Consider the following 19,315-nt stretch of genomic DNA (forward strand, 5'->3'; position numbering starts at 1 on the left):
CCGCGTTTTCAGCGTTATGGCAAACGACAATTCCGACATCCTGGCCCTGCTGGGCGACCTTCTGCGGGCCACCGACCGGCAGACGGAGGCCAATACCAAAGCCATTGATGAGCTGCGCCAGGAAATGCGCCAAGCCACCGTCGAGATGCGCCAGGCCAACGCCGAAATGCGCCAGGAGTTTACGGCCGTATTCGACCGCTTCGCCACGGCCGTCGCCGACGGCTTCATCCGCGTCGAAGGGAAAATCGACGGCGTCAGGCAGGAAGTAAGCGACCTGCGCCAGGACGTGCAACGCATCGACCAGCGCCTGGAACGGGTGGAGAAGGCTCTGCCCGGCTATGAGGACATCGTGCGGCGCCTCATCATCCTCGAAAACATCGTGCTGCCGAAAGCTTCCTAAGCCGGGCGCAGCCTCACCATTTAGTCATTCAGCACCCGCAACAGGATGTTTGATAATTTATCTACCAAGCTCGACCGCGCCTTTAAAACCCTCAAAGGCCAGGGCAGCATCACCGAAATCAACGTTGCCTCGACGGTAAAGGAAATCCGCCGGGCCCTGGTTGACGCCGACGTGAACTACAAGGTGGCCAAGGAAGTCACCGACAAGATCAAGGACGAGGCCATGGGCCGCGAAGTCCTGACAGCCGTGTCGCCGGGCCAGCTCATGGTCAAAATCGTCTACGACGAGCTGACCGAGCTGATGGGCGGCGAAAAGAAGGACATCGTCATCAAGGGCGACCCGGCCGTGGTGCTGCTCTCGGGCCTGCAGGGCTCGGGCAAGACGACCTTCGCCGGCAAGCTGGCCGCCTTCATCAAGAAGCAGAACCGCAACGTGCTGCTGGTGGCCTGCGACGTGTACCGCCCGGCCGCTATCGACCAGCTCAAGGTGCTGGGCGAGCAGATCGGGGTGGAAGTGTACGCCGAAGTCGAGAACAAGAACCCCGTTCAGATTTCGCAGAACGCCATTGAGTACGCCCGCAAAAACAACAAGAAGGTCGTCATCATCGACACCGCCGGCCGCCTCGCCGTCGACGAGCAGATGATGCGCGAAATCGAGCAGGTGAAGCGGGCCATCAACCCGTCGGAAACCCTGTTCGTGGTGGACTCCATGACCGGCCAGGACGCGGTGAACACCGCCAAGGCTTTCAATGAGCGTATCAACTTCGACGGCGTGGTGCTCACCAAGCTCGACGGCGACTCCCGCGGCGGCGCGGCCCTCTCGATCCGGGCCGTGGTCGAGAAGCCCATCAAGTTCATCTCGACGGGCGAGAAGATGGAGGCGCTGGATTTGTTCTACCCCGACCGCATGGCCCAGCGCATCCTGGGCATGGGCGACGTTATCAGCCTGGTAGAGCGCGCCCAGCAGCAGTTCGACGAGGACGAGGCCAAGCGCATCAACGCCAAAATCCGCAAGAACCAGTTCAACTTCGACGACTTCCTCTCCCAGCTGGAGCAGATCAAGAAGATGGGCAACCTGAAGGACCTCGTGGGCATGATTCCGGGCATGGGCAAGGCCATGAAGGACGTGGAAATCGACGACGACGCCTTCAAGCCGATTGAGGCCATCATCCGCTCGATGACCCCGCAGGAGCGCCAGAACCCCGACATTCTCAACGGCAGCCGCCGCAAGCGCATTGCCGCCGGCTCGGGTCAGGGCATTCAGCAGGTCAACAACCTGATGAAGCAGTTCGACGAGATGCGCAAGATGATGCGCACCATGAACAAGATGAGCCAGACCAAGGGCGGCATGGCCCAGATGGCCAAGATGATGGGCATGCGCAGGTAAATCCCGGATTTAGACGGATTCGTCGGATTCCACGGCTTTTGTGGACGATTATAAGCAACAAGACCCGGCCGCTGACAGCGGCCGGGTCTTGTTGCTTATGCCAGAGTTGGTTAACGGCAGGGGAGGAGTTGAATAGTGTCGGGTGGGCCGGCGGGCTGCGGTACCACGAGGCGCAGGGGTTGGCCGCGCGGCGTTAGCAGCCGCATATCTTCGCCTGGTACCAATTCGTCAGCGGTTGAAGCGTGAAACCGGTTGATTTCCTCAGTGAAGGCCAGTTGGCTGGCTTGGCCCCTGGCATTTAGCAGGATTGCGGCTTCGTCGTCCCAGTGCCAGCCCACATCGTACCAGTGCATACGCAACAGCACCAGTTGACTGCCGCAGCCTACGTGTGTTACGCTTAGCACCTCCGGGGCCTGCCAGCTTTTGCCGGTATACGGCCCCACCAGCAGAGTATCGGGGCAAGGCTGGCCCGCGCAAACCGCATACACCCGGTGGGTGGATTCGGCGAAAAAAAGCTGCTGGATGCGGGTCGTGTCACCTTTGTACAGCTGTATGACCTCCCCTCGCAGTTCTACGCCGGCAAGTTGTCGGGGGCAGGACTGGTCAGGCGAGACGCAGGCGCCCAGCGCCAGGAGCCCTGCCCAAGCCAGGGCTGACGCGGAGCCGTGGGGCATACCCATCTAAACCCGGGATTAATACTCTGTTTTGCCTTCCTGGCTTTGCCAGGCGCGGAAACCGGCAATAGCCTCCTCGGCTAGCAACTGCGTCATGGGAATGCCGCGGTCGGGGAGGGGCTTCTCGATTTCATCGTAGATGAACTGGTCGTCGAAGCCAATGGCGGCTGCGTCCTGCTTGGTGTTGCCGTAGAACACGCGGCGCGGACGGGCCCAGTAGATGGCGCCCAGGCACATGGGGCAAGGCTCACACGAGGTATACAGGTCGCAGTCGGTCAGCTGGAAAGTGCCCAGCTCGGCGCAGGCCTTGCGGATGGCGTCGACCTCGGCGTGGCAGGTGGGGTCGTTGGTGCTGGTGACCTGGTTGAAGCCGCGGGCGATAATGCGGCCGTCTTTGACGATGACGGCGCCGAAGGGGCCGCCGTGGCCGGCCTGCATTTTCTCAACCGAGAGGCGGATGGCCTCGCGCATGAAGTCGGGGTTGGGGGATTCCATAGGCAAGTGGGGAAATGAACCGGCAAAAATACGCACCCGGCGGGCAACCATTACCGCCGGGCCTACGAGTTCGAAGCTAGCACTTTACGGCCTTCGGCCGGCGGCGGGCCAGACTGGCCCGCCGCCGGCCGGGGCTGACCCACAACCAACCCCCGATCCTTTTCCTCCAAACCAACCTCGTCCTTATGAATGCACCTCGTACGCTTTTGCACCTGATTGGCCTGCTGCTCATGGCCCTGGCCGGGCGCGCCGACCACCTGCGGCCCCACCTGCTGCTGGGCGCCCAGCTCACTGGCGCCCAGGAAGTGCCGGCCGTGACGACCACCGCCCGCGGCGCGGCCAGCTTCACCCTCAACGCCACCCGCGACACGTTGTTTATTACCGCCGCCTTCAACGGCCTGAGCGGCCCCGTCACCGCCGCCCACGTGCACGACGGCGCCCGCGGCGTCAGCGGCCCGGTCGTCACCAACCTGATTCAGTTCCTGCAGGGCAACCGCATGCAGGGCTTCCTCACCGGCGCCGACATCGACCGGGCCAAGCTCAGCAAGTACCTGCGCGGGGAGTACTACATCAACGTGCACACGGCCGCCAACCCGGCGGGCGAAATCCGCGGGCAGATTGAGGTGGAAACGGATGTGGAATACGCCGCCACGCTCAACGGGGCGCAGGAAACGCCGCCCGTCACCACCACGGCCAGCGGGCTGGGCACCTTCAACCTCAGCCAGGACCAGAGCAAGCTGAAGTTCCGGGTGGTGTTTTCGGGGCTGAGCGGGGCCGTGACGGCTTCGCACTTCCACGTCGGGGCCATCGGCGTGGCCGGGCCGGTGACTGTCAACCTGGCACCCTTCCTCAGCGGCAACGTCATCGAGGGCGAAATCACCCCCGACGCTGCCTTTCTGACGGCGCTGACCGCCGGGCAGATTTACGTCAACATTCACACGGCCGCCAACCCCGCGGGCGAAATCCGCGGGCAGGTGCTGGCTACCGTCCGCTCCCTGGCCCACGACGCCCGCCTCGACGGCAGCCAGATGGTGCCGGCCGTAACCACCAGCGCCAAAGCCGTGGCCGTGCTGCGCCTCAATACCACGCTCGACACCCTGCGCCTGGCCTTGTCGCACACCGGGCTGAGCGGGGCCCCGACCAACATTCAGCTGTTCGCCAGCGACGCCGGGGTGGCCAACTCCGCCGCCGTGCAGCTGACCACCGTCGCCATTCCTGCCGGTACACCCAATACCTTCGGCCTGACGCTGACGGGGCTGACGACGGCGGGCATCAATCTGTTTCTGAGCGGCACCGTCAACGTGGTGCTGACGACGGCGGCCAACCCCAGCGGCGAATTGCGCGGGCAGATTTACCGGCTGGCGCGGGAGGGCTACACCTTCTCGCTGAACGGGCAGCAGGAAGCGCCTAACCCGGTGCTGACCACCCAGGGCTACGGCGCCGGCTTCGTGTCCATCGACCGGGACCAGACCAACGCCCACTTCGCCCTGGTATGGGGTGGGCTGAGCGGCGCGGCCACCAACGCCCACTTCCACACCGGGCTGCTGCGGCAGGCCGGGCCGGTGGTGTTCAACCTGCCGCCCTTCTTCAACAATACCACCAACCCCTTCGAGGCCAACGGTTTCTGGACTGCCGGCGCCGCCCAGCCCTTCAACCTGCGCCGCTCCCAGCAGTTCCGCCGCGACAGTATGTACGTGAACCTGCACACGGCCGCCAACCCCGGCGGGGAAATTCGCGGGCAGGTATTCCGCGGGGCCCGCAACCTGAGCCGCATCCTGGCTGCCCGCGCCGCCGCGGTGCGGCCCGAGTCGTTCGTGGCCTATCCTAATCCGGCGCGCAACGAGCTGACCATCAATTTTGAAAGCAAAATTGCTGCTGCGGGCACTATTCAAGTGGCCGATGCGTTGGGCCGGCAAGTTCTTTTGCAGACGGTGCGCATGCAACCCGGGGGCAATTTTGCGTCTCTTGAGGTTAGCAGTCTGAAGGCCGGAATATATTTTGTTACCCTAAATGTTTCTGGCACGAAGATTGTCACTAAATTTGCGAAAGAATAGTTTTTAGGTGTTTTGGTTGTGGAAAAGAGGGCGGCTTGTAGCTGCCCTTTTTTTATTGTTGATAACCAATGACTTGTGTTGTTTTTCTACTTGCTCGCTACACCATTGTACCGACAAGGAGGCGTTTTTGTCGGCACAGTTGCGAGTCGACTTCGGTACAGTCAACAAAGGGAAGATACGGATCATGTTGCGTCGATATGCCCTGGACTACAGCAACCGGGAGCATGTATAGCATTTAATTGGCTGCATACGTGTCGATGCCCATGAACTAGGGCACCTCAGCGCTGTAAATACTTATAGTGGCCTCAAAGATCCGTAGACGTTGGGCAGTCCGTGCACTCCGAGCTTTTGCTCCTGACAGCGATTCTCGGTCACGATGACCGTGCGTTCAGCTTCCTCGGAGAGGCTGCGCCGTCCGCCGATTTGCCCTCGGGCGCAGGCGGCCACTAGCCCAGTGTGCTCACGGATGAGCTTGCACTCGAACTCTGCCAGGGAGGCAAATAAATTGAAGACGAGCTGGTGCTGAAGGCGTCGGTGGATGAGACTAGCCCGACACCGTGCTGTTGCAACTAGCCTATTAGCTCTAGGAGGTACTTCAAGAAGTGGGCTAGCCGGTCGAGCTTGTAAATGTAGAAAGAGTCCCCCTCGCGGAGTAGACCAAACATCTTGTCGCGCTGGGAATGGGCGGCGCTAGCACCCGAGACTTTCTCTTAGTAAATCATCACACCCAGCCTGGGTCAAAGCGTCAAGCTCCCGTCATGGGGGGCATGGAGTTCCTGGCGGCGCTGCAGGATGAGCCGGATTTGGTGCGAGCCAGTGTCGTCTTGGTCATCTTGGCCATTAGTATGAGCTCGGCTAATTTGGCCCGCATGGAGCATTACTCCGTGGCCGGCACCATGAGCAAGCCGCTGACGGCCGAGAAGCTCACCACCATTTTGCAGCTACACTTTAACGCCCAGGGGCTCGATCTGCTGCCGCAGCCGCGCTAATTACCCCTGGCAGCGCACTCGGCCGCCACCCGCATCACCGCAACAAGTTGGCTGATTTTCGTCCACTGCCACGGCATTGCCGTAGGGTACGCGTACTTTTAAGTCAACCAGGTGTCGTCCCGGCGGCAAGCAGCACCTGCTACGTCACGTAGTCGGGCGCGCTGCGGATGCCCACGCCCTGAAGCCCATCATGATGCAGGAATACCTTCCGCTGTTTGAACCCCTACTCGCAGGCAGTGAGGCGGTTCAGTTCGTCTTCCGGGTGGCCGACCGGCGCGTGGTGTACGTAAGCACGGCCTACGAGCAGGTGTTTGGCGACCCGGTCGCGCATGTGAACGACGACTGGCCGCGCTGGCTGCACCGGGTACACCCCGACGACCGGCAGCTACTGCACGAGCGGCTGCTGCAAGCCGGGGTGGGCGAAGTCGTGCCCGAGGTGGAACTGCGTGTGGCCCAGCCGGGCGGTGGCACCCAGTGGCTGGTACTGACTGCGTGCCGGGCGCAGGACGCGGCGGGGGGCGAGTACCTGAGCGGCAACGTGCGCGACATCACGGCCACCAAAGAGGCGAGCCTCAACGCGCAGAAGTTCAACACGAAGAAGGACGCCACGCTCGAAATCCTTTCCCACGATCTGGCGGCTCCCTTGGTCTTGTTGCAGCAGCTCACCGAGCACCTGCGCGCCGTGTCGGGGGAGGTGGGTGCGCCGGTGCAACAGGTACTGGACATGATGGAGCGCACCTGCCGGCAAGGCGTCACGCTCATCCGCGACTTCGTGGACCAGGAGTTTCTGGAGTCGGTGAACGTGGAGCTGAAGTGGGAGCGGGCCGACCTGGGGGCCTGGCTGATCACGATCATGGAAGAGTACGAGCGGTCCGAGGCTCACACCCACTTGCAGTTCCGCTGCGAAGTGCCGGCCGAGGCGGTTTACTTGCTGCTGGACGTCAACAAGTTTCAGCAGGTTATCAACAACTTGCTGTCCAACTCCATCAAGTTTACCCACGACGGGGGCCAGATCGGCGTGCGCCTGGAGCAGCGCGCGGACCAGGCGGTGGTGACGGTTTGGGACACCGGGGTTGGCATTCCCGAACGCCTGCAGCCCGTGCTCTTCGACAAGTTCACCAAGGCGCGCCGGCCCGGGCTGCGTGGGGAGAAGACCACCGGCCTGGGCATGTCCGTCATTCAGACCATCGTGGGGCTGCACGGTGGCCGCATCACCTTCGACAGCACGGAAGGGCGGGGCAGCACCTTTGTCATCACCCTGCCGCTGCCTGAGCAGAAGCTACCAGCCGAAGCGGCAGCTCAGTCCTTGTAAGTAGTTGATGGGTTAACGGTTGACGAGCCACCGTGGGAAAGCTGCATCTTGTACTTTCCGTATTTAACTCGGACAAATTCCGCATTTTTCAAAGACACAAAGCGGGAGAACGGCCGTTTTGATGGTATGGATACCCGTTCGGCTCCTTCCTGGTGGTGCGGTGGCCAGCGGCTTGGCAGTGCTCGTTGCGTCTGCTGGTTGAGCGAAACCCGCACGGCCGGGACTTATGGGTCAGGGATGCGCTACAGCCCCTGGGGCACCCCTCGGAAGCACTGCAGTACGTAAACTTGGTGGTCGACCAGTACTTAACCGAGTGTCCCGCCGAGCGCCACCGCGTAGGCCGGCCCCGCGTATACCACGCCGTTCGCGAGGCCGTCTTGTCCGTCTCCCACCCCATACCGGAGATACAGTAACTGGTTCGGATAACCTCTGGTAGTAGGGCGTCTCAGTTCTCGAACCAGCCAAGACTATGCTGCGTACGCAGGTATCCACTCGTCCGCTGTTTCCACCCAGGAAAACCGCTTGGTTCGGGTACCAAGACGCTACAGCGGGCGGACTCGGTCGGAAGCCAGCCTACTGCGCGTGAAAATGCGTGCGCAGTAGCTCGTGCACTTTTTCCCCGGTCAGGGGCTTGCTGAGGAAGCCCGATACCACGTTGAGCTGCTCGACGCGCTGCACGTCGCGCGGGTGCAGGGAGGACGTGAGCATCACGATGACGATGGCCCGTTGCTCCGCTAAGGGCAACTGCTGGTATTCTTCCAGAAACTCGATGCCGTTCATGCCGGGCATGTTCACGTCCAGCAGAATGAGCACCGGGCAGCTGGGCGTGGGCGGTACGCAGTGCTGGCGTAGGTTCTGTAGCGCTTGGTCGCCGTTCTCCGCGATGAGGATGCGCTCGGCCACGCCCAACCGGGTGAGCAGGGAGCGGTTCAGGTAGTTGGTCGTTGCGTCGTCGTCGACGAGGAGCACGCACGGCAAGGGCGTCATCAATAAGGAGCAGGCTCCGAAAGTGGGGGAGTCAGTGCCTCGCCTATACGGCCCTTAGCGCGGAAAGTAGACGCGGAACGTAGAGCCCACCTCCGGTTCGCTCTCGACTTCCACCCGGCCGCCGGCGTTTTCGGCCATGCGCTTAACCATATACAGCCCGATGCCGGAGCCCTCCACGTGGCTGTGCAGGCGCCGAAACAGCTGAAACAATTCGGGCTGCCGGCGTTTGGGGATGCCCAAGCCGTTGTCCTGCACCTCCAGCACCGTGAAGCGGCCTTCCTGCCGGCAGCGCACCTGAATCAGCGGCGTGCGGTCGGAGTGGCGATACTTGAGCGCGTTGCTGAGCAGGTTGTAGACCACGGAGCGCAGGTTTTTGGGTGAAAACCGCACGGCCGGGCAGTCGGCCAACTCCGCTTCCAGCCGGGCACCCGTCTCCCGGATCAGCGGCAGCAAGTCCTGGCGCACATCCTGTACCACCTGCGGCAGGGCCACGTCGGCAGCGGCCTGGCCGTCTTCCTGCTGCAGCTGTGCCACGTCGCTCAGGTACGCCAGCGTGCGTTTGAAGCGCTCCACCGACTGCTGCATCATGGCCAGCAGCGGCTCGACTTCCGGCAACGCCTGCGCTGTCGGGGGCAACTGGGCCTGCAGGGCGTGCACCAGGCCCTCGATGTTGGTGATGGGCACTTTCAAGTCGTGCGAGGCGGTGTAGACGAAGTTGTCCAGGTCCGCATTGGTGCGCAGCAGCAGTTGGTTGGAGTCCTGCAGCTCTTCGTTGCTGGTTTGCAGCTCCTCGTTCGTGGCCGCTAGCTCTTCGTTGATGGCGGCCAGTTCTTCGTTCAGGTCTTGCACCTGCTGGCGCGCGCGTACCTGTTCGGTGACTTCGGTAGCCACGCACACAATCCCGATCAGCTGCTCCTCGGCGTCGCGCAGCGGCTCGTACACGAAGTTGAAGTAGCCGACCTCCCCCGGCTGGTGGCGCCCCAGGTGAATGGCTTGTTCCTGCGCGCGGAAGGGCACGCCGGTTTCACGCACGTGGTCGAGCAGTTCCGGCAGGCCTTGGCTGGTCAGTTCGGGCAGCGCCTCGAAGAAGGGACTTCCCACCAGCGCGGCCGGCGCATGGCCCAGCATGTCGCCCATCAGCGGGTTGACCACGTCGAGCACGTACTGCGGGCCGCGAAACACGCAAATAGCTACCGGCGCCTGCGCAAACACGGCTTGCAACTGCCGCTGCTGGGCTTCGCGCTGCTGACGGGCCAGTACCTGCTCGGCCACGTTGTAGGCGAACGTGGAAATACCCACAATCTCGCCGTTTTCGCGGTAGGCCTGGTAAGTGAAGGTGAAATACATCCACCGGGACGAGCCGTCGGGTTGGGCAATGAGCAGCGGCAGCTCCTCGCCGTAGTACGTTTCGCCGGTTTGGTAGACGTGGTCGAGCAGGGCCAGCACGCCGCTGTCCACCACTTCCGGCAGGACTTCGGCTACAGGGCGGCCCAACAACGCGCGTCCCGGAAAGAAGTCGTGGTAGGCGGCGTTGGCGTACGCATAGCGGTGCTCGGGGCCGCGCTGAATGCAGATGGCGGCCGGTGTTTCTTCAAATACTTGGTAAAGCGTTTCGCGCTCCTGCAGCTGGCGCCGGGTAGCCGCCAGCAGCTCGGCCTGCAGGTCTTCCGCTTGCTGGCGGCTGCGCACCTTATCGGTCACTTCGAAGCCAAACACCACCAAGCCGTTGATCTGCCCCGCCGCGTCGTAGCGGGCCTGGTAAATGAAGTCGAAGTAGCGTTCTTCCAGGGCCCCGTCCCCGGGTCGGGCAAAGTGCATGAGTAGCTCGCGCCCCTTGAAGGTGACACCGGTTTGTTGCACCCGGCGCAGTAGGGCTGCCCCCGGACCGTCAATGAGCTCCGGCAGCGCTTCCAGAATGGGTTTGCCCAGCAGCTGCCGGTCCGGGAAGAGTGCCTGGTATTCCGCGTTCAGCAGCTCCACTACCAGGTCCGGCCCGTCGAGCATGCAGATGGCCGCCGGCGCTTCCCGGATCAGCCGCTCCAGCCGGTTGCTTTGCTCTTGTATCTGGCGGGTGCGCTCGGCGATGAGGACTTCCAGCACCTGGTTGAGCTGCTGCAAGTCCTGCTGCGCCCGGCTCAGCGCCGTGTTGGCCGTGAGGTATTCTTCGTTGCTGGCCTGCAGCTCCTCGTTGGTCGCGGCCAGCTCTTCGTTCAGGTGGTCGACTTCCTGGCGGGCGCGTTCGGCCTGCTGGCGGGCCCGCACTTGCCCGGTCACGTCGTAGGCAAATACCAGAATGCCATCGATGGCGCCGGCCACGTCGCGCCGCGCCTGGTAAATGAAATTGTAATAGCGCTGCTCCAGCTCCGGCCGCCCTTCGTTCAGGTGGTCGAGCTGCACGAGCATTTCGTGGGCGTAATACGTTTCGCCCGTCTGGTACACCTGGTCGAGCAAGCCGAAGATGGGCTGCCCGGTCAACTCCGGCATGGCTTCGGCTATCGGTTTGCCCAGGAGCCGCCGCTCGCCCACCAGCGCCTGGTACGGCGGGTTGACGAACTGAAACACGTGCGCGGGGCCGTCGAAGATGCAGATCATGGCCGGCGCCTGCTCCAGCACGTGGTGCAGCTGCCGGCGCTGCAGTTCGGCTTCAGCACGGGCCAGCTCTACGGCAGCTGCGGCGGCCGCCAGTTGCCGGTTGGCCGCCCGCAACTCTTCGTTCCCGGCAGGTGCGTCGGCCGCAGCCGGTGCCGCCTCGGGGGCTAACGGGATGAAGCTCACCAGCAACTGCTCTGCTACGCGCTCGGCCCGCACGCGGTAAGCACCATCGAGGCCATAGGGGTGTTGGTCATGCGACGCCTCTACCGGCGTTCGGCGCACGAAAGCCTGTTCCTGCTGCGCCCCAAAGCCCGCGCTGGCCGCCCCCGGGAACTGCGTCCGGTAGGTGCTGGTGGGCTGCGCCGGCAGGCCGAGTACCTGTTGCGCGGCGGCGTTAAGTCGGAAAAAGGCGAAGTCGACCAACTTCCCAGCGGGGTCGTACACGGGTTCGTACAGGACCGCCGGCGTGGGCGACAACTCAAAAAAGGCTTCGAACGGGCTGGTAGCGGCCGACGCGGCAACAGGCATAGAAAGGTATCAGGCGGACAAGGGCCGAAGATAGCGCGACGACGGCACAGATTCCTGGAGCAACGCTCGTCGGGAAACACAACGGGCGGATATCCGGCTTGGCGCGGCGGCTACAGTCGAGCCTACGCAACTCGACCTTTACGGCGTTCAGCGGCGGAAGTACACCGAAAACGTGGTGCCTTCGCCCGGGGTGCTCTGCACCTCCACCCGGCCCCCCGCATTGTCGACGATGCGCTTGACCATGTACAAGCCGATGCCGGAGCCCTCGACGTGGGCGTGGAAGCGGCGGAACATGGTGAACAACTCGGCCTGCTTGCCGGGCTCCAGCCCCAGGCCGTTGTCCTGCACCGTCAGCACCGTGTACTGCTCCTGCTGTTGGCAGGCGATGCGCACCCGCGGCACCCGGTCCGGGTGGCGGTATTTCACGGCGTTGGAGAGCAGGTTGTACACCACCGAGCGCAGGTTTTTTGCCGAAAATTGCACCACGGAACAGTCCTGCACCTCGATGTCGACCTGGGCGCCCGCGGCGGCCAGCTGGGGCCGCAGGTCACGGCGTACATCTTCAATCACCGGCAGCAGCGCTACCTCGGCCACTTCCCCTTCGTGGGCTTTCTGCAGCTTCACCACGTCGCTCAGGTGCTCGATGGTGCGCTGAAAACGCTGCACCGACGCCTCCATCATGTCCAGCAGCGGCCCCACGTCGTGGGTTTGCTGCACCTCGGCGGGCAGTTGCGCCTGCAGGGCGTGGATCAGTCCTTCGATATTGGTGATGGGCGCTTTCAGGTCGTGGGAGGCGGTGTAGATGAAGTTGTCTAAGTCCACGTTGGTGCGCTTGAGCTGTTCGTTGAACGCCTGCAGCTGCTGCTGGGACTCGTGGAGCTGCTGCTGCGCTTCTTTGCTCTGGGTGATGTCGAGCACGAACTCCACGCACTCGCCGGTGCTCAGGCGCTTGCCGGCAAACAGGCCCCACCAGCGCGAGCCGTCCGGGCGGATGTACTGCTTTTCGTAGGGCGTGTTCTGGCCGCGGGTGAGCAGCTCGTGCTGGGAGCGAAGCGTGACTTCCATGAACTCCGGCGGGGTTACTTCGTCCCAGCGCACCCGGCCTTCGAGGAAGTCTTCGTGCGAGAAGCCGCTCATGCGCAGAAACGCCGCGTTGGCGTCGTGGATGCGGCCCTGCAGGTCGAAGAAGATGACCCCGACCGTCTCGATGGACAGGGCCTGCTGCAACCGCTCTTCCGACTGCCGCAACGCCGTTTCGGCCTGCTTACGGTCGGTGATGTCGTAGCTCACGGCCAACACAGCTTCGACCTGTCCGAGGGCGTCACGTAACGGTACCCCGCGGGTCAGCAGCGTACGGCCGTAGGCTTCCAGCTCCACGGCGAAGGTCTGTCCGGCCAGTGCGGCCCGGTAGTTGGGTTCGTGCTGCTCCCACAAGTCCGGGGGCACCACCTCCTGCACGGTGCGACCCAGCAGGTCGGCCGCACTGAAGCCGGCTTGGCGCAGCGCCTCGCCCTCGGCCAGCTGGTAACGCAGCTCCCGGTCGACGACAAACACGGCCCCGCCGGGCAGGTTTTCGATCAGGGCCCGCAGGCGCTGCTCGCTGGCCTGCAGCGCTTCGTCGGCGCGCTTGAGCGCGTCGATGTCCACGATGACGGTGACGTGGCCCGTGACGTGGCCCTGGTGGTCCGGCAGCGGCACCGTGCTGACCTGCGTCCAGACGTCGGTGCCGTCGTCCTGCCGGTACAGCATCTCGGTACCCGGCACGACCTTCTCGCCCCTAAGCGCCCGCGCCCCGGGAAACTCGGAGCGCTGCAGCGAGCGGCCGTCCGGGTGGTAGGCCCGCCAGCGCGAAAACTGCGTGTCGTCGCGCGAGGGCACCACGCCGCCGGGTAAGTACTGCTGCATCTGGCGGTTGGCCAGGATCATCCGGCCGTCGGTATTCATCACGCCGACGCCGAGCGGTAGGGCTTCAAACACCGCCGCGAGCCGCGCCTCGCTCGCGCGCAAGGCGGCTTCGGCTTGCTTGCGGGCGCTGACGTCGCGGAAGAAGACCGACAAGCCCCCGTCGCGGCCGGGGTAAATGCTCGTGTCGATCCAGATGCCGAGCAGCGGCGAGACGGTTTCGTAGTGGGCCGGCTGGCCCGTCTGCAGCACGGCGTAGTGCTGGCGGTAGGAGTCGCTGCCGACGGCCCCCGGAAACTCCGTCCAGTAATGCCGGCCGATCAGCTCGTCCCGGTCGCGGCCCCAGAGCCGGGCCGCCCGCTGGTTGACGTAGGTGAAGCGAAACTCCGCGTCGAGGGCGTAAAACGCGTCGGTGGTGTTTTCCAGGATGTCGACCGTGTGTGCGTGCTCCCGGCGCAGGGCTTCCTCGGCCCGGCGGCGTTCGGTCACGGGCTGGGTGCGCCCGCCCACGGCCTCCACCGTGCCGTCGGCGGCCAACAAGGGCACGAAGGCGTATTCGTAGTCGCCCGGCACGCCGGCCGGGCTGGTGTAGGCCGTGGCGCCTTCGACGGCGTGCCCGGTGTCGACTACCTGACGAATCTGCGCCTGCAACTGCCGGGCGAGCGGTTCGGGGTAGCCCAGGTCGAAGAAGTTCTTACCGATGGCTTGGTCCAAGTGCAGGCCCCACAGGTCCAGCAACGGCTGGTTGACGTACCGAAAGCGCCCGTCCAGATCCAAGACGTAGACAAACTCCTGCAGGCCCGCCAGCACCGCGTCGTAGACCCGCAGCTGCTGTTGGTGCGTCGTTTCCCGGGGCGCTACCGCTGGCGTTTCCGGTTCGGCTGAGGGCAGAAGCTCGTCCGCTGGTTCGGCCACGCTCACCAGCAGCGCACCCTCTGTACGGCGGGCCTGCACGCGGAAGCAGCGGGAGCTACCGTTCACGTTGTAGCGCAGCTGCGCCGACGCCGGCTGCCCCGACGCCGGCTGCCCCGACAGAAACACGTCGCGGTGAAACGCCCAGCCGCCGTCGGTCAGGGCCGGGGGAAACTGCTGCCGGTAGGTGGTGGCGGGCCGGGCGGGCAACCCGAGCAGGCGCTGCGCAGCCGGGTTCAGGTAAGCCAGGGCCAAATCGGTGAGCTGGCCGGTGGCATCGTACACGGGCGTGTACAGCACGACGCCGGACAGCGACACGTCCAGCAGCGTCTCCAGCAGCTTATCGGTTGATACCACGTCCGTCAAGGGCAAAGCAAGAGAAGCAGGCATACCAGCGAGTAGGGCGGAGCCCCGAAGATGCGGCGCTGGGCTCGGTAGGGGAAGCGAGCGGCGCGCCGGTAGGAATGGTTGTGGAAGGGCAGGTACTTCGGGACGGCGCGGCGGGCTGGAACAGTCGGCTCCGCTGCTTTATCCGGGCGGCAGAACGCGGCCCGGGCCGAGCAGGTTCCGTGGGGGCCGCTGCGACGCTGTGCGGCGTACCGTCTGGAAAGCCACCACGTGAGTACGCACGAGTGGATCTACGCATTATACACGTGGCAGCAGCACCATAGTTGGGAAGGCTAGCCGATGCGCTCGTGCTAAGTAAAGAGGACCTTTCTTCAGCGACTGTTGCGGCTAAGACTATAAACTCCAGAACACGCTTCGCCGGCTGTTCATGCCGCAGAGGGGCGGCTGGGAGCAGGGGTGTTGGGACGGTTGAGTTCCTGGAAGAGCAGTTGCCCGGCGGCTTCCCGCAACGGCAGATCCGAGGTGCGCTCCGGGCAGCGTTGCAGGTCGTAGTGGCAAAATGTGCCGTAGGGCTGGACCTGTGCATGGCGGCTCAAGGCCCCGCAATACGACACCACCGGCGTTTCCCCAGCGCTGGCCCTGCATCCGTGGCCGCGATGATTTCGAGCGGGGATGGCTGATGGCTGCTGCGGCGGGCTCTTTGCTACTGACCAGCCCAGATTTGAGCAGATTAGCGGAATCAGTAAGGCTATGTCCCAAGCTGAGGACGATTTCGTGTTGTTTGCTGTGATGCCAACGAACACTGAGCGCGTTGTCGCGGAGTTCGGTGGCAACTGCCATGATGGTAGCTGATTTTCGTGAGCGGCAGCAGTGTTCCGACAGGCGGAAAAACTGTACCGACGCTGACAGAAAAAAGCCTCCTACAAGGTTGGCAGCGAGGGTAAAAAAGCGAAAGACTTGGTTGTGGAAAAGAGGGCGGCTGTTAGCTGCCCTTTTTTATTTTGATTCAGAGGTAGTTAGCTCACTGCGCTGGCAGCTTCCGGCCTTTTTTGACCCACCGCCGTTCCGACCTTGCCCAAGCTGTTTGCACTCGAAGCGGCAAGCCGAGGTCGGCCATTCGATAAAAAAAGAGCCCCGGCCGCGCTACGCGGCCGGGGCTCTTTGCTGAGGGCAAGCTGCACGGTTTATTCCGTGCGCAGGCTCTTCACCGGGTTGGCGCGGGCTACGCTCACCGTCTGCGAGGCAATAGTGGCCAAGGCAATGAGGGCGGCAGCCAGCCCGGCCAGCGGGAATATCCACCAGGGCACGGCGATGCGGTAGGCGAAGTCCTGCAGCCAGCGGTGCATCACGTACCACGACAAGGGGAAGGCCAGCAGGGCCGCCACCAGCACTAGGCGCATAAAGTCGCGGGAGAGGAGCACCACGATGGTGGCGGTGCTGGCCCCGAGTACCTTGCGGATGCCGATTTCCTTTACGCGCTGGGTAATGGCGAAGGAGGAGAGGCCGAACAAACCCAGGCAGGCAATGAGGATGGCAATGCCGGCGAAGATGCCGAACAGCATACTCTGGCGCTGCTCGGCCTGGTAGAGCCGGTCGTAGCTGTCGTCGAGGAAGGTGTAGGTAAAGGGCTCATCGGGCAGAAACGCCTTCCAGGTGCGCTCCAGGTGCTGCAAGGAGCCCGGCACGTCGGCCCCGGCCAGCTTCACCGACAAATAGTTGTAGGACGAGCGGGACGTCACGGTGCTCAGGAACATCACCATCGGCACGATGGGCTGGTGCAAGGACTCGAAGTGGTAGTCCTCCGTTACGCCCAGCACCCGGCCTGGCACGCCGCCGTAGCGAAACGCCTGGCCCACGGCCTCGGCCGGCGACTTCCAGCCAATCAGGCGTACGGCGGTGGCGTTCAGGATGAAGCCCGCGGTGTCAGTTGGGAAGGCCTTGGGGTCGAAGTTGCGGCCGGCGGCCAGCTTGATGCCGTAGGTCGGCAGGAAGCCCTCGTCGATGCCGAGGTACTTCACGCTGGCCGAGGTGGGTCGCAGCGAGTCGCCGACGCTGGCGGCAGCGTCGCTGGCGTCGAGCAGGCGGCCGGTGGGGATGCGCGAGGAGAGGCCCAGGGCCTGCACGCCGGCTTGCTGCTGCAGGGCGTGGCGGAAGGCTTCGTACTGGGGCCGGAGGCTCAGCGGGAAGCCCAGCGTGACAATCTGCGCCCGGTCGTAGCCCAGCGGAGTCTGCCGCAGGTAGCGCAGCTGCAGGGCCACCACGGCGGTGCTCACCAGCAGCCCGATGCTCACCATGAACTGCACCACCACCAGCACCCGCCGGAAAGTCAGCCCGCCGCTGATTTTGGTGAAGCCCTTCAGAATCTGCTGGGGCTGGAATGAGGACATGAACAAGGCCGGGTACAGCCCCGACACCACGCCCACCACCAAAGGCAGCACCGCAAGGCCCAGCAGCACCGGCGGCTGCCACAGCAGCTGCGGCGGCAGGGCCGTGCCCGCGAGCCGGCCCAGCCACGGCAGGGCCAGCACCGTGCAGCCCACGGCCAGCAGCGTCGCCAGGGCCGTTATCAGCACCGATTCGCCCAGGAATTGCAGGATGATTTCGGAACGCTGGGCGCCTACCACCTTGCGCACACCCACCTCCTTGGCCCGCAGGGCGGCGCGGGCGGTGCTCAGGTTCATGTAGTTGATGCAGGCAATCAGCAGCACGAACAGGGCAATAATGCCGAAGATGTACACCCGGTTTACGTCGCCGTTGGGCTCCAGCTCATCGGCGCGGTTGGAGTGCAGGTGAATGTCGGTGAGGCGCTGCAGGGCCAGGCTGCTCATCTTGGAGGGCCGCACGTAGTCGGCGGCCCGCTGGGGTTGGGGCAGGTGGCGGTCGAGGAAGGCCGGCAGCTGGGCTTCGAGCTGGGCCGCGTCGGTGCCGGGCGCCAGCCGGAAGTAGGTGTGGAAGGCGTTGTTGCTCCAGTTGGTGCGCAGGTTTCGTTCGCCGTAGACGGTGGAGTCGTTCAGCGTGCTGAACGACACGAGCACGGCCGGGTGCAGGTGGCTGTTTTCGGGCAGGGCCTGGTACACACCGGTGACCTTGCACAGAATGCGCGCGTCGATTTTCAGCTCCTGGTTCAGCGGGTCCTGGTCGCCGAAGTACTTGCGGGCCGCGCTTTGCTCCAGTATCACCGAGCGCGGCTCCGACAGGGCGGTGCGGGCGTCGCCGCGCAGCATGCGCACCCCAAACAGCTCCAGAAATGCCGGCTCCGAAAAGAACAGGCTGTCCTCGGTCAGGATGCGGTCCTCGTGGCGCACCACCACGGGGCTGAACAGGATCATCCGGCTCAGCTGCTCAATCTGCGGGAAGTCGTTTTTCAGCAGCGGCCCGAAAGGCGGAGCCACCGAGCTGAGCTGCAGGGTACTGGCTCCCTCGGGGTTGTAAAATTCGCGGGTGACGCGGTAAGTGCGGTCGGCATTGGGCGCGGCGCGGTCGTAGCTGGTTTCGTGCAGGATGTAGGCCAGAATCAGCAGGCAGCAGGTCAGGCCCGTAGTCAGCCCGAATAGGTTGATGCCGGCTATCAGCTTGTGCTTAAGCAGATTCCGCACGGTGACGGTGAGGTAGTGTCGGAGCATGGCAGTTGAGGAGAAGGAGCGGGGTAAGCTTGTTTTCAGGTAGGGGCGGGGTAGCTCAGAAAGGCGGGCAGGCAAGCGGCTTTGTTAGGTCGTCATGTCGAGCGAAGTCGAGACATCTCGCGTGCTGACTCCGGATAGTCACCTTTTCATTGGAATTACTATCCGGCGAGATGTCTCGACAAGCTCGACATGACGTTCCAGTGTCGACGTTCAAGTGGCGTTGCTCTTGGTCAAGTCAGAATATTCTCCGCCACGGTTTGTCCGTCGAGCATGCGCACGATGCGGTGGCTGTAGCGGGCGTCGTGCTCGGAATGGGTCACCATCACGATGGTGGTGCCCTGCTCGTTCAGCTCCGAAAGCAGCTCCATCACCTCGTTGCCGTTCGAGGAATCGAGGTTGCCGGTGGGCTCGTCGGCCAGGATGAGGCGGGGGCGGTTGACCACGGCCCGGGCCACGGCCACGCGCTGCTGCTGCCCGCCCGAGAGCTGCTGGGGGTAGTGGTTGCGCCGGTGCATGATGCGCATCTTGTCGAGTACCTCCTCCACGCGCTGCTTCCGCTCGGCGGCCGGCACGCCGGTGTACACCAAGGGCAGCTCCACGTTTTCGTACACCGTCAGCTCATCAATGAGGTTGAAGCTCTGGAACACGAAGCCGATGGCGTGCTTGCGCAGCTCGGCCCGGCGCCGCTCCGAGTAGCCCACCGTCTCCTTGCCGTCGAACACGAAGGAGCCCGCGTCGGGGTCGTCGAGCAAACCCAGAATATTGAGCAGGGTGGATTTGCCGCAGCCCGAGGGGCCCATTACGGCCACAAACTCGCCCTCCTGCACCTGCAGGTTCAGCGCGTGCAGCACCGTGGTTTCCACGTCCTCGGTGCGGTAGACTTTTTCGAGGTTAGTAAGCTTAATCATAGCCAGCGGGCGGTTGAGAGAAGAAAAAAAGTAGGGGGAGGGCGTCGAAGCAGCACCGCCGGTAAGACCGGGCCACTCATTCACCACAACTCGTAGCTGCGTCGCTGCGGGCAGCGCCGCTCCGGCGCCCTCCTGGGATTTTAGGGTCGGTTTTCAGCACGTCGTCCTGAGCTCAAGCGAAGGACCTTCCTCGGGCCTCGCACTG

Annotated in this window: 11 protein-coding genes; 4 read left to right on the top strand and 7 right to left on the bottom strand. The window is 63.8% G+C overall.

The window, feature by feature from the left end; genetic code table 11:
* Nucleotides 1–16: 16 nt before the first annotated feature.
* Together EJV47_RS04270 and ffh are read left to right on the top strand one after the other, a co-directional pair.
* A complete protein-coding gene (locus tag EJV47_RS04270; RefSeq protein ID WP_126691905.1) occupies nt 17–400 on the top strand; it encodes a hypothetical protein in 384 nt (127 codons plus the stop codon).
* A 45-nt stretch (nt 401–445) separates the two neighbouring features.
* A complete protein-coding gene (ffh, locus tag EJV47_RS04275) occupies nt 446–1,786 on the top strand; it encodes a signal recognition particle protein (protein ID WP_126691906.1) in 1,341 nt (446 codons plus the stop codon).
* A 110-nt stretch (nt 1,787–1,896) separates the two neighbouring features.
* Here ffh and EJV47_RS27900 read toward each other — a convergent pair whose 3' ends face one another.
* The gene (locus EJV47_RS27900; protein WP_165903612.1) at nt 1,897–2,460 is read right to left on the bottom strand and encodes a hypothetical protein; all 564 of its coding nucleotides are present in this window, start codon (nt 2,458–2,460) and stop codon (nt 1,897–1,899) included.
* A gap of 18 nt (nt 2,461–2,478) precedes the next feature.
* A complete protein-coding gene (locus EJV47_RS04280; RefSeq protein WP_126691907.1) occupies nt 2,479–2,955 on the bottom strand; it encodes a nucleoside deaminase in 477 nt (158 codons plus the stop codon).
* A gap of 185 nt (nt 2,956–3,140) precedes the next feature.
* On the opposite strand from EJV47_RS04280, the gene EJV47_RS04285 reads away from it, so the two are divergent.
* Nucleotides 3,141–5,009: a CHRD domain-containing protein gene (locus tag EJV47_RS04285; RefSeq protein WP_126691908.1), complete on the top strand. Its 1,869-nt coding sequence runs from the start codon at nt 3,141–3,143 to the stop codon at nt 5,007–5,009.
* A 1,179-nt stretch (nt 5,010–6,188) separates the two neighbouring features.
* The gene (locus EJV47_RS04290; protein WP_126691909.1) at nt 6,189–7,310 is read left to right on the top strand and encodes a PAS domain-containing sensor histidine kinase; all 1,122 of its coding nucleotides are present in this window, start codon (nt 6,189–6,191) and stop codon (nt 7,308–7,310) included.
* A 573-nt stretch (nt 7,311–7,883) separates the two neighbouring features.
* Here EJV47_RS04290 and EJV47_RS04295 read toward each other — a convergent pair.
* The 5 genes from EJV47_RS04295 to EJV47_RS04315 form a co-directional block, all read right to left on the bottom strand.
* Nucleotides 7,884–8,297 (bottom strand): response regulator, encoded by a 414-nt coding sequence (locus tag EJV47_RS04295; RefSeq protein ID WP_126691910.1) that lies wholly within the window; start codon nt 8,295–8,297, stop codon nt 7,884–7,886.
* A gap of 54 nt (nt 8,298–8,351) precedes the next feature.
* Nucleotides 8,352–11,417 carry a PAS domain-containing protein gene (locus tag EJV47_RS04300; RefSeq protein WP_126691911.1) on the bottom strand — a complete coding sequence of 1,022 codons (3,066 nt, stop codon included), beginning with the start codon at nt 11,415–11,417 and terminating at the stop codon, nt 8,352–8,354.
* A gap of 147 nt (nt 11,418–11,564) precedes the next feature.
* Complete coding sequence (locus EJV47_RS04305; protein ID WP_126691912.1) at nt 11,565–14,621, bottom strand: PAS domain-containing sensor histidine kinase; 3,057 nt, start codon at nt 14,619–14,621, stop codon at nt 11,565–11,567.
* Between the two features lie 1,142 nt (nt 14,622–15,763).
* Complete coding sequence (locus EJV47_RS04310; RefSeq protein ID WP_126691913.1) at nt 15,764–18,202, bottom strand: ABC transporter permease; 2,439 nt, start codon at nt 18,200–18,202, stop codon at nt 15,764–15,766.
* A 230-nt stretch (nt 18,203–18,432) separates the two neighbouring features.
* Nucleotides 18,433–19,110, bottom strand: a complete 678-nt coding sequence (locus EJV47_RS04315; RefSeq protein WP_126691914.1) for an ABC transporter ATP-binding protein — start codon at nt 19,108–19,110, stop codon at nt 18,433–18,435.
* Nucleotides 19,111–19,315: the final 205 nt, after the last annotated feature.

The organism is Hymenobacter gummosus, from assembly GCF_003970915.1.
Classification (GTDB): domain Bacteria; phylum Bacteroidota; class Bacteroidia; order Cytophagales; family Hymenobacteraceae; genus Solirubrum; species Solirubrum gummosum.

What these genes read in the sequence shown, in the direction of transcription:
- EJV47_RS04295 (WP_126691910.1), bottom strand. Translation starts at nt 8,297, where the DNA reads ATGACGCCCTTGCCGTGCGTGCTCCTCGTCGACGACGACGCAACGACC.
- EJV47_RS04310 (WP_126691913.1), bottom strand. Translation starts at nt 18,202, where the DNA reads ATGCTCCGACACTACCTCACCGTCACCGTGCGGAATCTGCTTAAGCAC.
- EJV47_RS04315 (WP_126691914.1), bottom strand. Translation starts at nt 19,110, where the DNA reads ATGATTAAGCTTACTAACCTCGAAAAAGTCTACCGCACCGAGGACGTG.
- ffh (WP_126691906.1), top strand. Translation starts at nt 446, where the DNA reads ATGTTTGATAATTTATCTACCAAGCTCGACCGCGCCTTTAAAACCCTC.
- EJV47_RS04285 (WP_126691908.1), top strand. Translation starts at nt 3,141, where the DNA reads ATGAATGCACCTCGTACGCTTTTGCACCTGATTGGCCTGCTGCTCATG.
- EJV47_RS04300 (WP_126691911.1), bottom strand. Translation starts at nt 11,417, where the DNA reads ATGCCTGTTGCCGCGTCGGCCGCTACCAGCCCGTTCGAAGCCTTTTTT.
- EJV47_RS04305 (WP_126691912.1), bottom strand. Translation starts at nt 14,621, where the DNA reads ATGCCTGCTTCTCTTGCTTTGCCCTTGACGGACGTGGTATCAACCGAT.
- EJV47_RS04290 (WP_126691909.1), top strand. Translation starts at nt 6,189, where the DNA reads ATGATGCAGGAATACCTTCCGCTGTTTGAACCCCTACTCGCAGGCAGT.
- EJV47_RS04280 (WP_126691907.1), bottom strand. Translation starts at nt 2,955, where the DNA reads ATGGAATCCCCCAACCCCGACTTCATGCGCGAGGCCATCCGCCTCTCG.
- EJV47_RS04270 (WP_126691905.1), top strand. Translation starts at nt 17, where the DNA reads ATGGCAAACGACAATTCCGACATCCTGGCCCTGCTGGGCGACCTTCTG.
- EJV47_RS27900 (WP_165903612.1), bottom strand. Translation starts at nt 2,460, where the DNA reads ATGCCCCACGGCTCCGCGTCAGCCCTGGCTTGGGCAGGGCTCCTGGCG.